At 72.8% G+C, this 13913-nt stretch carries 15 protein-coding genes and 4 tRNA genes; 8 read left to right on the top strand and 11 right to left on the bottom strand.

Translation table 11 applies throughout. The features are described 5' to 3' along the window. Positions 1-28: 28 nt before the first annotated feature. Positions 29-1369, bottom strand: coding sequence for an FAD-binding oxidoreductase (locus H4W80_RS05295; RefSeq protein ID WP_192784033.1), 1341 nt, complete (start codon positions 1367-1369; stop codon positions 29-31). Between the two features lie 136 nt (positions 1370-1505). Here H4W80_RS05295 and H4W80_RS05300 point away from each other — a divergent pair, with 136 nt between their 5' ends. From H4W80_RS05300 to H4W80_RS05310, 3 genes are all read left to right on the top strand, one after another. After that, complete coding sequence (locus H4W80_RS05300) at positions 1506-2414, top strand: RNA polymerase sigma-70 factor (protein WP_192784034.1); 909 nt, start codon at positions 1506-1508, stop codon at positions 2412-2414. A 78-nt stretch (positions 2415-2492) separates the two neighbouring features. Then, positions 2493-3425 carry an NAD-dependent epimerase/dehydratase family protein gene (locus tag H4W80_RS05305; protein ID WP_192784035.1) on the top strand — a complete coding sequence of 311 codons (933 nt, stop codon included), beginning with the start codon at positions 2493-2495 and terminating at the stop codon, positions 3423-3425. Continuing rightward, positions 3422-4345: an RNA polymerase sigma-70 factor gene (locus H4W80_RS05310; protein WP_192784036.1), complete on the top strand. Its 924-nt coding sequence runs from the start codon at positions 3422-3424 to the stop codon at positions 4343-4345. The genes H4W80_RS05305 and H4W80_RS05310 overlap by 4 nt, the downstream gene beginning before the upstream one ends. 447 nt (positions 4346-4792) lie before the next feature. Here the strand turns inward: H4W80_RS05310 and H4W80_RS05315 are convergent, their stop codons facing one another. Further along, the gene (locus tag H4W80_RS05315) at positions 4793-5119 is read right to left on the bottom strand and encodes a hypothetical protein (protein ID WP_192784037.1); all 327 of its coding nucleotides are present in this window, start codon (positions 5117-5119) and stop codon (positions 4793-4795) included. Continuing rightward, entirely contained in the window at positions 5116-5493 is a 378-nt protein-coding gene (locus tag H4W80_RS05320) for a DUF6069 family protein (protein ID WP_192784038.1), read from the bottom strand. Before H4W80_RS05320 ends, H4W80_RS05315 begins: the two co-directional genes overlap by 4 nt. Before the next feature lie 141 nt (positions 5494-5634). On the opposite strand from H4W80_RS05320, the gene H4W80_RS05325 reads away from it, so the two are divergent. Both H4W80_RS05325 and H4W80_RS05330 read left to right on the top strand, forming a co-directional pair. Continuing rightward, complete coding sequence (locus H4W80_RS05325; RefSeq protein WP_192793290.1) at positions 5635-6750, top strand: sensor histidine kinase; 1116 nt, start codon at positions 5635-5637, stop codon at positions 6748-6750. 52 nt (positions 6751-6802) lie between these two features. Continuing rightward, positions 6803-7447, top strand: a complete 645-nt coding sequence (locus H4W80_RS05330) for a response regulator transcription factor (protein ID WP_318786708.1) — start codon at positions 6803-6805, stop codon at positions 7445-7447. Between the two features lie 3 nt (positions 7448-7450). On the opposite strand, the gene H4W80_RS05335 is transcribed toward H4W80_RS05330, so the two are convergent. After that, positions 7451-7900, bottom strand: coding sequence for a MarR family winged helix-turn-helix transcriptional regulator (locus H4W80_RS05335; protein WP_318786709.1), 450 nt, complete (start codon positions 7898-7900; stop codon positions 7451-7453). Between the two features lie 87 nt (positions 7901-7987). On the opposite strand from H4W80_RS05335, the gene H4W80_RS05340 reads away from it, so the two are divergent. Next, positions 7988-8713 carry a nucleotidyltransferase domain-containing protein gene (locus H4W80_RS05340; RefSeq protein ID WP_318786710.1) on the top strand — a complete coding sequence of 242 codons (726 nt, stop codon included), beginning with the start codon at positions 7988-7990 and terminating at the stop codon, positions 8711-8713. Positions 8714-8730: 17 nt separating this feature from the next. Here the strand turns inward: H4W80_RS05340 and H4W80_RS05345 are convergent, their stop codons facing one another. The 5 genes from H4W80_RS05345 to H4W80_RS05365 form a co-directional block, all read right to left on the bottom strand. Further along, positions 8731-9552 (bottom strand): nitroreductase/quinone reductase family protein, encoded by an 822-nt coding sequence (locus tag H4W80_RS05345; RefSeq protein WP_192784040.1) that lies wholly within the window; start codon positions 9550-9552, stop codon positions 8731-8733. A gap of 241 nt (positions 9553-9793) precedes the next feature. Continuing rightward, positions 9794-9875: transfer RNA gene (locus H4W80_RS05350), tRNA-Tyr, on the bottom strand. Positions 9876-9914: 39 nt separating this feature from the next. Next, a tRNA-Glu gene (locus H4W80_RS05355) sits at positions 9915-9987 on the bottom strand. Positions 9988-10000: 13 nt separating this feature from the next. Further along, positions 10001-10073, bottom strand: a tRNA-Leu gene (locus tag H4W80_RS05360). A gap of 13 nt (positions 10074-10086) precedes the next feature. Continuing rightward, positions 10087-10157, bottom strand: a tRNA-Ala gene (locus H4W80_RS05365). A gap of 224 nt (positions 10158-10381) precedes the next feature. Here H4W80_RS05365 and H4W80_RS05370 point away from each other — a divergent pair. Beyond that, positions 10382-11134: a MerR family transcriptional regulator gene (locus H4W80_RS05370; protein WP_192784041.1), complete on the top strand. Its 753-nt coding sequence runs from the start codon at positions 10382-10384 to the stop codon at positions 11132-11134. Here H4W80_RS05370 and H4W80_RS05375 read toward each other — a convergent pair. After that, positions 11118-11804 carry a TetR/AcrR family transcriptional regulator gene (locus tag H4W80_RS05375; protein WP_192784042.1) on the bottom strand — a complete coding sequence of 229 codons (687 nt, stop codon included), beginning with the start codon at positions 11802-11804 and terminating at the stop codon, positions 11118-11120. The genes H4W80_RS05370 and H4W80_RS05375 overlap by 17 nt on opposite strands. 86 nt (positions 11805-11890) lie before the next feature. Here H4W80_RS05375 and H4W80_RS05380 point away from each other — a divergent pair, with 86 nt between their 5' ends. Next, positions 11891-12967 carry an FAD-dependent oxidoreductase gene (locus H4W80_RS05380; protein WP_192784043.1) on the top strand — a complete coding sequence of 359 codons (1077 nt, stop codon included), beginning with the start codon at positions 11891-11893 and terminating at the stop codon, positions 12965-12967. Here the strand turns inward: H4W80_RS05380 and H4W80_RS05385 are convergent. Beyond that, a complete protein-coding gene (locus tag H4W80_RS05385) occupies positions 12957-13868 on the bottom strand; it encodes a LysR family transcriptional regulator (protein WP_192784044.1) in 912 nt (303 codons plus the stop codon). The genes H4W80_RS05380 and H4W80_RS05385 overlap by 11 nt on opposite strands. Positions 13869-13913: the final 45 nt, after the last annotated feature.

The raw sequence follows: 13913 nt of genomic DNA on the forward strand, positions 1-13913 counted from the left end.
TCCGTGCGTGGGGCCCGCTTCGGTCGGCCTACTGAGGCCGGATGTTGTGGTTGTGGGCGAACAGGTTGCCGGGGTCGTACTGGCGCTTGACCGCCGCGAGCCGCTCATAGGTCCCCGCCGGATAGACGGCGGCGACGTCCTCCTCGGTGGCGGAAGCCAGGAAGTTCGCGTAGGCGCCGTTGACGTGGGGTGCGAGCCGCGCCCAGATCGCCTCCAGAGCAGGACGGGCGGCCTCCACGACCGGCTCGGGACCCAGAACGGTCGTCACGAACATCAACTCCGCCCCGCGATGCGCGTAGGCGGTGGCGTCGTCGGCGACTCGGGACACCGCACCGCCGACGCTGCGAACGGCGATGAGCGGCGACCCCTCCGAGGCCCCGACCTCGGCGAGGATCCGGAGGACCTCGGGCACCGACTCCTCGCCGGCGAAGGCGCTCCGGGTGACGAGCCGGATGCCGGGCGGCGGGATCGCGCCGTCCACGAGCGTGTCCGCATAGGGCTTCAGCGCCACGTCGTCGTCGATCACCGTGCCGAGCCGGCGGATCGGGTCGATGGCCCGCGCGGCGAGCTCCGGGTCGTCGCCGTCGAAGGCGACGAAGATCTCGACCGGCGCCTGGGGCCCGCCGGCGAAGGGGTTGGCGAAGCTCGCGATGGAGGTGAGCTCTTCGGGGGCGGTACGGAGGTGGTCCGCCCAGCCCTGGAGCACGGCGGCCGCCTCCGAAGCCGGGAAGGCGACCCTGCCGTGGAAGACGTCCGTCGTCGGGTGTGCCGCGAACTCGAAGGCGGTCACGATCCCGAAGTTGCCGCCGCCGCCGCGAACCGCCCAGAACAGCTCCGGGTTCTCCTCCGCGCTCGCGCGCACCACCTCTCCGCCCGCCGTGACCAGCTCCGCGGCGACCAGGCTGTCCAGGGCCAGGCCGTACTTCCTGACCTTCCAGCCGATGCCGCCGGTCAGGGTCAGCCCGCCGACGCCGACGCTCTTGGTGTCGCCCGAGGAGATCGCCAGGCCGTGCGGGGCCAGGGCGGTCGCGACCTGGCCCCAGGTGGCGCCGCCGCCGATCCGTACGAGGTGCCGCTCCTTGTCGATGACCTCCACCCGCGCGAGGCCGCCGAGGTCGATCACGATGCCGTCGTCGTTGGTGCCGAAGCCCGCGAAGGCGTGGCCGCCGCCGCGTACGGACAGCGGAAGCCCGCTGCCGGCGGCGAACCTGACGCCCGCCCGCACGTCCGCGACGCTCCTGGGCCGCAGGACATAAGCTGGACTGCCCGAAGCCAGAACCGAGCGGCTGGCCGGCCCGTACTCCGCCGCGCCCGGCTCGATGATGTCGCCGCCGAAGTCGCGGCGCAGGGTCTCAAGTGCTGATGTCATGAACACGAGATGCCGGCCGGCCGATCCTTGTGACAGCGCGGGGTACGTGAGGTGTGTCACAACGGCCAAGGCGTCACAGAACGGCGGGGTCCGGCGTCTGGTGGGTGACATAGTCGCGAACGAACAGGAGCCACCCATGCCGCACACCGCACCCGAAGACCGCGGCGGGGACATGAGCCCGGACGCCGCCACCGAGGCGTTCCTCACCCACCGCAACCTGCTGTTCACCGTCGCCTACGAGATGCTCGGCTCGGCCGCCGACGCCGAGGACGTCCTGCAGGAGACCTGGTTGCGGTGGGCGGGCGTCGACCTTGACGAGGTGCGGGATCAGCGCGCGTACCTGGTCCGGATCGCCACCCGGCAGGCGCTGAGCAGGCTGCGTACGCTGGGCCGGCGCAAGGAGTCCTACGTCGGGCCGTGGCTGCCCGAGCCGTTGCTGACCACGCCTGACGTGGCCGAGGACGTCGAGCTGGCCGACAGCGTCTCGATGGCGATGCTGCTGGTGCTGGAGACGCTTCAGCCGACCGAGCGGGCGGTGTTCGTGCTGCGCGAGGTGTTCGACCTGGACTATGACGAGATCGCCGAGGCGGTCGACAAGAGCCCGGCCGCCGTACGCCAGATCGCGCACAGGGCACGGGCGCACGTGGCCGCGCGCCGGCCGCGCGGCATCGTCTCCCCGGCCGAGACCCGGGACGCGCTGGAGGCGTTCCAGCGGGCGGTCGAGACCGGCGACCTGCAACGCCTGCTCGACATCCTCGCGCCGGACGTCGTCCTGCTGGCCGACGGTGGCGGGATCAGGCAGGCCGCGCTGGCGCCCGTCGTGGGGGCCGACATGGTGGCCTCCGTGCTGGGCAGGATCCGCCCCACGCAGTCGGTGCAGGCGGCGCAGGTCAACGGCCACCCGGCGCTGGTCCTCCGGCTGGACGGCGAGATCGACACCGTCATGGCGGTGCGCATCGAGGAGGGCCTCATCACCGGGCTCTACGCCGTGCGCAATCCCGAGAAGCTGGCGCGCATGGAGCGGGAGACCGCCCTGCACCGCTGAGCCCGGCGATGTCACAGCCGGGCGGGCTGTCTCGTCTCGGTTGCGAAGTCGGGTTCTGAGTTCGGAAAGGTGATGACTATGCGGGTGTTCGTGGCCGGTGGGAGCGGGGTTCTGGGGCGGCGGCTGGTGCCGCTGCTGGTGGCCAGGGGGCACCAGGTGACGGCTTCGACGACGAGCGCGGCCAGGACGGGAGTGCTGGAGCGGCTGGGCGCCGAGGCGGTCGTGATGGACGGGCTGGACGCGGTGTCGGTCGGCGAGGCGGTGGCCAAGGCCCGGCCGGACGCGATCGTGCACCAGATGACCGCAATCTCCGTGGCGCACGCCGGCAAGCCCGACATGAAGCACATGGATCGGTGGTTCGCCGGCACCAACCGGCTGCGTACCGAGGGGACGGACCACCTGCTGGCCGCCGCCGAGGCGACCGGCGTGACCGGCTTCGTCGCCCAGAGCTACGGCGCCTGGAACGGCATCCGCGAGGGCGGCTGGGTGAAGACCGAGCAGGACCCGGTGGACCCGATGACGGGGACGCCGGCTGAGCCCGGGATGAAGGCGATCGCCCATGTCGAGGACGTGGTCGTCAAAGCAGGGGGCGCGGTCCTGCGCTACGGCTGGTTCTACGGGCCGGGCGCCACCGACGACCTGGTCGAGCCCGTACGCAAGCGGCAGTTCCCGGTCGTCGGGAGCGGCGCCGGCCACTGCTCGTGGGTGCATCTGGACGACGCCGCGGGCGCCACCGTCCTGGCCGTGGAGCAGCGGGCGAGGGGAGTGTTCAACATCGTCGACGACGAACCGGCCCCGGCCGGCGAGTGGCTGCCCTACCTGGCCGAATGTGCGGGCGCCAAGCGGCCGATGCGGGTCCCCGCCTGGCTGGCCCGGCCGCTGGCCGGGGACGTGGCGGTGACGATGATGACCGAGGGGCGCGGCTTCTCCAACGCCAAGGCCAAGCGGGAGCTCGGCTGGGAGCTGCGCCACCCCTCGTGGCGGCAGGGCTTCAAGGAGGAGCTGGCATGACGCGCGCCGAAGAGTTCGAGGAGCTGCGGCCGCTGCTGTTCTCGATCGCCTACCGGATCCTCGGCAGCGTGAGCGAGGCCGAGGACGCGGTCCAGGAGACCTGGCTGCGCTACCAGACCTCCCCGGCGGAGCCCGTCTCGGCCAAGTCCTTCCTGGCGGCGGTGGTGACCCGGATCGCCATCGACGTGCTGCGCTCGGCCCGCGTCCGGCGCGAGGAGTACGTCGGGCCGTGGTTCCCCGAGCCGCTGCTCGCCGACCCGTACCAGGACCCGGAACGCTCGGCGGAGCTGGCCGACTCGCTGTCCATGGCGGCCCTGCTGCTGCTGGAGCGGCTCAGCCCGCTCGAGCGCGCGGTCTTCGTGCTGCGGGAGGTGTTCGGGTTCGGCTTCGGCGAGGTCGCCTCGGCGGTGGGACGTTCGGAGGCGGCCTGCCGCCAGCTCGCGGCGCGGGCGCGCCGCCACATGGACGCGGGCCGGCCCCGGTTCGAGGCCGACCGCAGGGAGCGGGAGGAGCTCGCCGAACGGTTCTTCGACGCCTTCCGCGAGGGCGACGTCGAGGGGCTGCGGGCGCTGCTCGCCGCCGACGTGCACCTGGTGGCCGACAGCGGCGGCAAGGCCCCGCAGTGGGGTACGGGCGTCTTCGGCGCCGAGAACGTCGTCCGGGTCATCGCCACGCTCGCCCCGCTGTTCGCCCGGATCGGGGGCGTGGTGGAGCCGCACCAGATGAACGGCCAGCCGGGCGCGATCTTCCGCGACCGGGACGGCAAGGTCGTCAACACCTGGACGCTCGACGTCCTCGACGGGCAGGTCCAGGCGATCCGTACGGTGCTCAACCCCGACAAACTTGAGCACGTGGGCCCGGTGGCGGACGCCTGGGCGACCCTCCGCGAGGCGACCCGGGCCCGCCGACCGGCGGACTGACCGCGAGAGCCGGCCGCCCCCGCGCCTGGGTCAGCCGGCTCACCGGGCGGACGGCACCGCCGGCTCGGCCGCGCCCCGTCCACGGGCGCGCCCGACCACAGCGCCCTGCCCATCGCCGGCGACGACGCGCAGGCGAAGGCGGAGGCCACTCGGCTGCTGGACGTCCTCGGTCACGACGCGGTGGACCTCGGCACGCTCGCCGAAAGCTGGCGCAGCGAACCGAACACCCCGGTCTACATCCGGCCCTACCTCGGCGAACTCCCCGCCATGGGCGTGGCGGACTTCCTCCGCTGGACGCTCCGGAACCCCGGTATCGCCATCCCCGCGGCGCAGGTCAGCGAGCTCGTCGAGGCCGCGGTACGCCGATCGGCGGGCGAGGCGAGGCCACCGAGCGCCGCGACTGGCTGTCCTTCCTGCCGCCGCTGTAGCCGCCGCCGTGCAGGTGGATCAGGACCGGGGCCCCGGTGGGCCGGGAGCGGTGGCCGTAGAGGTCCAGCAGGTTGCGCCTGCCGGCCGTGCCGTACGGACCAGGCCCGCCATGGTCAGGGCCGCCGCCCCCGCGATGATCGGCGAGGTCAGGTCGCCCTGGACGAAGGCCGGCACCGAGGCGGCCAGGAGCCAGGCCGACACCACGAAGGGCAGCTCGTTGACGGCCAGGCCGAGCCGGAAGCTCAGCCCGGCCAGGAGCCGGGTACGACCGGGCGCGGCCAGCGCGAAGAAGGTGCAGATCGCGACGAGGACCAGCGTGATCAGGTACCCGAAGGGCAGGTTCATCGCCGGGCCAGCCCCGCGACGAGCACGGCGCCGACGACCAGGTGCAACAGCATCAGCACCAGCGTCGCGGCGAGACCGACGGCGCTGCCGAGCGGGCCGGAGAGGGACAGGACGAGCACGACCAGGGCGATGATCGTCCAGACGCGGCCGGGCCGGGCGGCCCGTCGTTCCAGAACGGCCAGCAGCGCCCAGCCCGCGAGCCCGGCCACCAGGCTCGCGACGATGACCGACACCGGGCCGACGGTCTGCGTGCCGCCGCCCGCCCGCACGGTCAGTGTGGCGCCGGCCAGCGGCACCGCCAGGGCCCAGACGGCCAGGGCGGCCGCGGGCGCGCCGATCACGGTGAGGAGCAGTCTTCTGAGGGAGGTGTTCACGCCGCTCAGCCTCGCCCGTGCGGGCGGGCCGCCACATCGGGCCGGCGGTCGCGCTCTGCCCGCCCCCGGTGGGGTACGGGTCCTCCTTTAGTAGGTGATAGCTCCTTCGTACCGGCGACTAACCTTTGGCCGGTGAGCAAGATGCGACCCCAGCAGCCCCTGGCCGTGGCGGTCATGGCCCTCGGGGTGGGCGGCCTGACCGGCGTGACGCTGTGGGGGCAGAGCAGCGGGCCGTTGTTGTGGCCGGATGTCGCCGTCGCGGTGTTGAGCCTGGTCGCGGCGCTCGTCCAGCTGTGGTGGCCGGTCTCCGGGGCGCTCGCCGCCGCCCTGCTCGCCGTGGTCTCCCCGGTGGCCACACCGGCGGCGACGACGGGGGCGTTGCAGGTGGCCCAGCGTAGGCGCTTCCCCGTCGCGGCGGCGGTGGCGGCGGCGGGCATGGCGGCCCACCTGGTCCAGGGGCTGTGGCGGCCGAACTCCGGCATCTCCCTCGGCTGGTGGCTACTGCTGATCTGCGCCTCGTACGGGGCGCTGCTCGGCTGGGGCGCGCTGGCCCGTTCCCGCCGCGCCCTGCTCGTCTCGCTGCACGAACGCGCCCGCCGCGCCGAAGCCGAGCAGGGCAGGCGGGTCGCCGAGGCACGCATGGCCGAGCGCCGCCGGCTCGCGCGGGAGATGCACGACGTACTGGCCCACCGGCTGTCGCTGGTGGCCACCCACGCGGGGGCGCTGGAGTACCGGCCTGACTCCTCGCCCGACCAGCTCTCCCGGGCCGCCGGGGTGGTCCGCTCCGGAGTCCATCAGGCCCTGGAGGAGCTGCGCCAGGTGATCGGCCTGCTGCGCGAGGAGGACGACCTCCTGGACGAGCTCGAACCCCAGCCCACGCTGGCCGACGTGGCGCGGCTGGTCGCCGAAGCGCGCGAAGCGGGTCAGGACGTACAGGTCAGGGACGAGACCGGCGGCGCGGCCCCGCCGCTCGCCGGACGGACCGGCTACCGGGTCGTCCAGGAAGGGCTGACCAACGCCCGCAAGCATGCCCCCGGCCGGCCGGTGGAGGTGCTGCTGCGCGGCGCGCCCGGCACGCGCCTGCTGATCGACATCAGCAACCCGCTGCCCCCGCCCGGCTCGGCGCCGGCCGCGCCCGGCAGCGGCGTCGGCCTGGTCGGGCTCACCGAGCGGGTACGGCTGGCCGGCGGGCAGCTGGACCACCAGAGCACAGGCGGCCGGTTCCGGCTCCAGGCCTGGCTCCCATGGCCCCCTTGATCCGCGTGATCCCCCGTGGTCCGCGTGATCCTGGCCTGGCTACCATGTCCGCGTGATCCGCGTGCTCCTGGTCGACGACGACGCCCTGGTCCGCGCCGGGCTGTCCATGATGCTGGACGGCGCCGCGGGCATCGCCGTCGTCGGCGAGGCGGCCGACGGCCAGGAGGCCATCACCGCCACCGACGCCCACGCCCCCGACGTCGTGCTCATGGACCTGCGGATGCCGCGCCTGGACGGCATCACCGCCACCCGCCGGCTCCGCGCCCGCGCCCGTCCGCCGGAGGTGATCGTGCTGACCACCTTCGACACCGACGAGAACATCCTGCACGCGCTGCGCGCCGGCGCCAGCGGGTTCCTGCTCAAGGACACCCCGCCGCCGCAGATCGTCGAGGCGGTCACCCGGGTCGCGGCGGGCGATCCGATCCTGTCCCCGCGCATCACCCGGCGGCTGATGGAGCGCACCGTCGCCCAGGCCGGGGCCTACGAGCGGGCCCGCGCCGCGCTGGCCGCCCTCACCCCTCGCGAGTACGAGGTCGCCCTCGCGATCGGGCGCGGCCGGACGAACGCGGACATCTCCACCGAGCTCGCCATGGGCATCACGACGGTGAAGGCGCACGTCTCCAACATCCTCACCAAGCTCGGCCTGGACAATCGCACCCAGATCGCGCTCCTCGCCCACGACGCGGGCCTCGCCTGAGCATCAGGGCCGTTCGTGGCCGAGCTCCGCGAGGCGGGTCAGGGCGGGCAGGGCGGCGGCGATCGCCCGGCGCTGTTCGGGGGTCAGCCGGGCCACGAGCGGGGCCAGGTGGCGGGTGCGGTCGTCGCGCCGGGAACGGCCGATCCGGCGGCCGGCCTCGGTGATGTGGACGAGCACGGCGCGGCCATCGGTCGGGTCGGGGCGGCGCTCCACCAGGCCGTCGCGCTCCAGTCGGGTGATGAGCTGGGTGATGCCGGGCTGGGTGACCTGCTCGGTCCTGGTCAGATCGGTCAGCCGCATCGGGCCGTCGCTGAACGCGAGCGTATCCAGCACCGACAGCGTCGTGAACGGCAGCTTCTCCAGCACGGGGAGCCGGATGTAGAAGCGGTTGAAGTGCTCGATCGCCGTGGTGAAGGCGTTGACGTCGAGATCGTCGCGCGAGGTGTCGTCCACGCCGAGAAGATACCGAATCTCGTTTGAGCTGCGCTGACCCATAATCGGCGGCAAAATTTGATCATTTGCCCTATCTTCGACGGAAGCGTGCGACTCGAAGGGCACCACCCCGTGACCGACACCCCCAGCAACGTGCTGCTCGCCGGCATCGTCGGCTCCACCGCCTACGGCCTGGCGGGGCCCGACTCCGACGTCGACCGGCTCGGGCTCTTCGCCACCCCCACGCTGGACATGGTCGGCCTGTCCCGGCCCAAGGAGAGCATCGTCCAGACGAACCCCGACCGCTCTCTCCATGAGGCCGGCAAGTGGTGCTCGCTCGCGCTGGGCGGCAATCCGACCGTGATGGAGCTGGTCTGGCTGCCCGACGACCTGTACGAGACCCGCACCCCGCTCGGCGACCGGCTCATCACCATCCGCACGGCGTTCCTGTCCGCCCCGCGGGTCCGCAACGCCTACCTCGGGTACGCCACCCAGCAGTTCAAACGCCTCGACCAGCGCGGCGACGGCTCGTTCTCGGCCGACACCCGCAAGCGGACCAGCAAGCACGCCCGCCACCTGGCCCGCCTCCTGCACCAGGGGCGCGAGCTGTACGAGACCGGCCACCTGCCGATCCGGCTCCCCGACCCCGAGGCGATCCACGCCTTCGGGGAGAGGGTGGCCGCCGGCAGCCTCGAGGAGGCCCAAGCCCTCCTGGCGGCCACCGAGGAGGCGTTCGACACCGTGCGCACGCCGCTGCCCGACCAGCCCGACGAGGCGACGGTCGAAGCGTGGCTGCGCGAGGTCCGCATCGCCCACTGGGACCCGCGGACCTAGCCACCCGCCGTGCGGGATCAGCCGTTCAGCAGCGGTACGAGGTATTCCTCCTCGTAGTCGAGGTGGGCCTCGACCTCGCGGGTGAGCCGTTCGACCTCCTCCAGCAACGTGCCGGGGGAGAGGTCGTCGTCACGAAGGAGCGTCTGGAGCTCTGCGAGCAGCCGCTGGACGGTCTCGTGCTCGGCGCGCAGCCGGGCCATCACCGGCCCCAGCTCCGGATAGCGCTCCTCCATCGCGGGGAAGACGGCGTCGTCCTCGCGCGTGTGGTGCTCGTGCAGGTTGCCGCACATGGTCAGGCAGTTGACGCGCAGCTGCGCGCCCAGGCGCGGCCCCGACCGGGCGACCTCGATGCGGATGCGGGCCAGCTCCCTGCGGAAGGCGTCGTGAACCAGCTTGAGCGCGTCGCCCAGGCGGCCCGGCGGCGGCCCGTCGAAGATCGGCAGGAGCGCGACCACGGGCAGGACGCGCCCCGCGCTCTCCTGGTAACGCCCCCAGCCGGGGTCGGCCTCCACGGCGCGGGCGAACATCCGCTCGCGCTCCTCGCCCTCCAGGACGACCGCCTTCGCCTGGTAGGTGAAGACGCCGTCCTCCACGGTGACCTGCGGGTTGGCGACCAGATTGTGGTACCAGGCCGGGTGCCGCGGCGCGCCGCCGGCCGAGGCGATGATCAGGTTGCGCTCGCCGTCGGGCAGGTAGCCGAGCGGCGTCGTGTGGCGCGCGCCCGTGCGCGCCCCGACGGTCGTCAGAAGGAGCAGCCTGGCTCCCTCGAACATGCCGCCGACCTCGCCGCGGTTGGCCCGGAACTCGTCGATGATCTGCTGGTTGAAGTCAATGGGCATGCGTGTGTTCGCTCCAAAGCGGGATGGGTTCTTCGATGACCTGGGAAACCCGTCAGAGCACGCCGGAACGACGTGCGCGGGTCAGCTGCGTTCAGGCAAGCCCAGCGATGTGAGAAGTCATCGGCCTCATCCCCTTTGGTTTCGGCGCCTCCATGCCGCCGCCGTCCGCACGGCCGGCGTCACGCGACGCGACGGCCATTACACGTTGATCCGCGACGGATGTCAACTCGCCCGGGAGAAGTGCGCGAGGACGGAGTCGAACCGCCACAGCCGAGGCGTCCGGTTTACAGCCGGGTGGGCTCACCAACGTGCCCAGCTCGCGCATTGCCGATGGATTATCGGGGCCAGGAAATGGCAGGCCGTACCCCGTACCGGACTCGAACCGGCGATTTCCCGGGTGAAAGCCGGGCGTCCTGACCGCTGGACCAACGGGGCCTTTCTACTTACGTACGTCCGGCGGGATTCGAACCCGCACCGTCCGGTTCCTTAGACCGGTGCCTCTGCCATTGGGCTACGGACGTGCCGGCGCTTTCGTGGACCGACAGGATCTCGAAACCTGAACTCCTGCTTGCAAGGCAGGTGTGATGCCTTTTCACCATCAGCCCAAAGAGAAAGGCCGCCCGGTGGATTGCCCGGCGGCCTCTGGAGGATCCCCGAAGGGGATTATCCAGAAGCCCGCCCGGCCGCCGCGAGCGCGCCGCCGTACGCCGCGCCCCGGCGATAGTGGCGTTCGGCTGCGAATCGCATGGGAGGCCTTTCCTTTCGTTCTTCCGACGAACCCGACAGTAGCCGGTGCGCCTCTACGCGTGCCATTGATTTATGGTGGAGCATGCGGATCGGAGAGCTCGCCGCGCTGCTCGGGGTGTCCACCCGGACGGTGCGCTACTACCACCAGCAAGGCATCCTGCCGGAGCCGCCGCGCCTGGCCAACGGCTACCGCGAGTACGGCATGCGCGACGCGATCGCCCTGGCCCGCGTGCGGCGCCTGGTGGAGCTCGGGCTGAGCCTGGAGGAGGCGCGGGACGTCATCGCCGACGACCGCTCCCGCGAGCTGTCCGACCTCCTCGCCGAGATCGACGCGGACCTGGCCCGCCAGGAGCACGAGATCCAGCTGCGCCGCCGGCGGCTGGCCGAGGTGCTCAAGCAGGCCGAGGCTGGGTCGCTGGGCCCCGACGACACCTCTTCGCCCGATCTGCTGGCGTTCCTGCGCACGGTGGAGCTGCCGGCCTCGAAGGCGGCGGCCTGGGACCGCGATCTGCTGGTGCTGATGGACAGCATGGCGACGAGCGGCGATCGGAAGCAGGCGTTCGCGATGTTCGACGCGCTGGCCGCCGACCCCGAGATGACGGCGCGCGGCCACGACTTCTACCGCAGGCTCGACGCGCTGGCCGACGCCTCGCCGGACGATCCCCGGGTGGGGCCGCTGGCGGAGTCGCTGGCCGACTACAGCGTGGTGCACCTGCTGGCCGGCTCGGGCCCGCCCGACTGGGACCCGGCCGCGGTCGAGCCGTTCCTCGACGGGCTGGCCCCCGCGCAGGCCGAGGTCGTACGGCAGGCGATGCGGATCATGGCGCGCCGGTGACGTGCGGGGCGACCCCGTCGAGCACCCAGTCGAGACCTTCGTCGAAGTCGGGCTGGACGTCCTCGCCCGCGACGAATTTGGCCACCTCCGGGTAGCGGCCGGTGGCCAGCATCCGGGTGAGGTACGGGCCGACGGTGCTCCGCCACTCCTGCTCGTCCAGGCCGCTGGCGCGCTCGACCCGCAGTTCGGTGATCTCGCGGCGGACCGCGCCCATCACGTACGCGTTCACGGTGCTGACGACCCGCAGCGTCGCGGTGACCGGCACGTCCTTCAGCGCGGTCAGGGAGGTCTCCAGGTAGGCCAGCGCGTTGGGCCCCAGCTGCGGCCGCCCGCCCAGCAGGTCGGCGAACCACTCGTGACGCAGTGCCGCCTGCCTCATGCGCCGGGCGAGCTCCCGCAGCGCCGCCCGCCAGTCGCCGCCGGGCGGCTCTGACGGGACGACCTCGCCGTACACCTCGTCCACCATGAGGTCCAGCAGCTCTTCCTTGGTGGACAGGTAGCCGTACAGGCGCATGGGGCCCGCGTCGAGCGCGGCGGCGACCTTGCGCAGCGACACCGCGTCGAGCCCCTCGCGGTCGGCGAGGTCGATGGCCGCGCGCACGATCCGCTCCCTGCTCAGCGGGCTCGGCGTGGGCCTGCTCGGCGGCTCTGGCCGCTCCCAGACGAGCATGGGCTCACCTCCTTGAGGAACGAGGGTACACCGTCTATGGTCGATACACTGTATTGAACAATACGCTGTATCGAAGGGATCCAGTCATGACCTCTCCCCGCGTCGCCGTCGTCGGAGCCGGGCTCGGCGGCCTCACCCTGGCCCGCGTCCTGCAGGTCCACGGCCTGCCCGTCACCGTCTTCGAACGCGAGCCGTCACCCGATTCCCGCTCCCAAGGCGGCACCCTCGACCTGCACGTGGGCTCCGGGCAGACCGCGCTGGCCAAGGCCGGGCTGCTCGACGAGTTCCGCGCGCTGGCCCGGCCGGAAGGGCAGGAGAGACGGATCCTCGACGAGGAAGGGACCCTGCTCCAGCACGAGCAGCCCGCCGACGGCGACGAGAGCATGCCGGAGATCGACCGGGGGCAGCTGCGCGGCCTGCTCATCGGCTCGCTCGCCGACGGCACCGTCCGCTGGGGTCAGGGCGTGGAGGGGGCCGCCGGGCGGAGCGTGCTCTTCCGCGACGGCTCCAGCGAGGAGTTCGACCTGGTCGTGGGCGCTGACGGCGCCTGGTCCCGGGTGCGTCCCAGCCTGTCGGAGGTGACGCCCGCCTACACCGGCGTCAGCTTCATCGAGACCGGATTCGAGGAGGCCCGACACCCCGAGCTGGCGCGCCTGGTCGGCAACGGCTCCATGTCGGCCTACGGCCCCAACAAGGCCGTGCTCGCCCAGCGCAACAGCAACGGCCGCATCCGCGTCTACGCCGCCTACCGCGGTCCTCATGACCTGCCCGTCTCCGAGGTGCTGGCGATGTTCGACGGCTGGGCGGAGAGCGTGCGCGCGCTCCTGCTGGAGGCCGACGAGCCGTTCGAGTCGCGCCCGCTGTTCGCGCTGCCCGTCGGTCACTCCTGGCCGCACACCCCGGGCCGCACGCTGGTCGGCGACGCCGCCCACCTCATGCCGCCGCTGGGCGTGGGCGCCAACCTCGCCATGCTCGACGGCGCCGAGCTGGCCGACGCCCTGGCCGCCGAGCCCGACGTGGACGCGGCGGTCCGCGCCTACGAGAGCGCCATGTTCCCCCGCGCCGCGCGCCTGGGCCGCTTCGCCACCGACGGCCTCGACGCCCTCTTCTCCCCGGAAGGCGTCAAGGGGGCCCTGCGGCTCTTCGGCGAGCTCACCGGCTGACCGCTGCGGACGAAAGGGAGGGGAAGGCCCCGAAGGCCTGCCGGCCGCGGGCCAGGAGCTCCCGTACGGCCGGGCCGTGGCCGGTGCGCCAGACCAGCGCCAGCAGGGCGGGCGCCTCGACGTCGGCGATGGTGCGGGCGACGAGCCGGTCGCCGTGGCGGGCGGCCATGGAGTCGCTGAGGACGCCGACGGCGACGCCGCGGGCGGCGAGGTCGGCGATGGCGTCGGCGGCACTGGCCTGCAGGGCGATCACGGGCCTGCGCCCCTGCGCGGCGCAGGCCCGCTCGAACACCGCGCGCAGCCCCGTGCCGGGCGGCATGCACACGATCGGGTACGCCTCCAGGTCGCGCAGGCCGACCTCGGGCAGCTCGGCCAGGGGGTGGCCGGGCGGGACGGTCACGACGAGGCGCTCGCGGACGATCGTGAGCGCCTCCAGCCCCTCGAGGGCGTCGGTGGCCGTGCCCACCAGGGCCAGGTCGATCGTGCCCGCGCGGACCCCGTCGATGAGCCGGTCCGAGTTGTCCTCCAGCAGGGAGAGCTCCACGCCGGGATGCGCCCGGTGGAAGGCGGCGAGCGCGTCGAACAGCGGCGTGACCGTGCAGCCGATCACCATCCCGACCGTGAGCCGCCCCCGGATCAGGTCGGTCACCTCGCCCACCGCCTCGCCGACTGCCCCCGCCGCCGCGAGCGCGGCCCGGGCGTGCTCCAGCGCCGCCCGGCCCGCGACGGTCAGCGTGGCGGTGCGGCCCGAGCGGTCGAACAGCTCGGCGCCGAGCTCGCGTTCGAGCTGGCGGATCTGGGCGCTGACGCCGGACTGGCTGATGTGCACCCGCTCGGCGGCCCGGGTGAAGTTCTGCTCCTCGGCGACCGCCACGAAGTACTCCAGCTGCCTGAGTTCCATAACTGTAGATTCTAGCTTCCATGAGAACCATCTGTTGGACTTCTG

The organism is Nonomuraea angiospora, from assembly GCF_014873145.1.
GTDB classification, from domain to species: Bacteria; Actinomycetota; Actinomycetes; order Streptosporangiales; family Streptosporangiaceae; genus Nonomuraea; species Nonomuraea angiospora.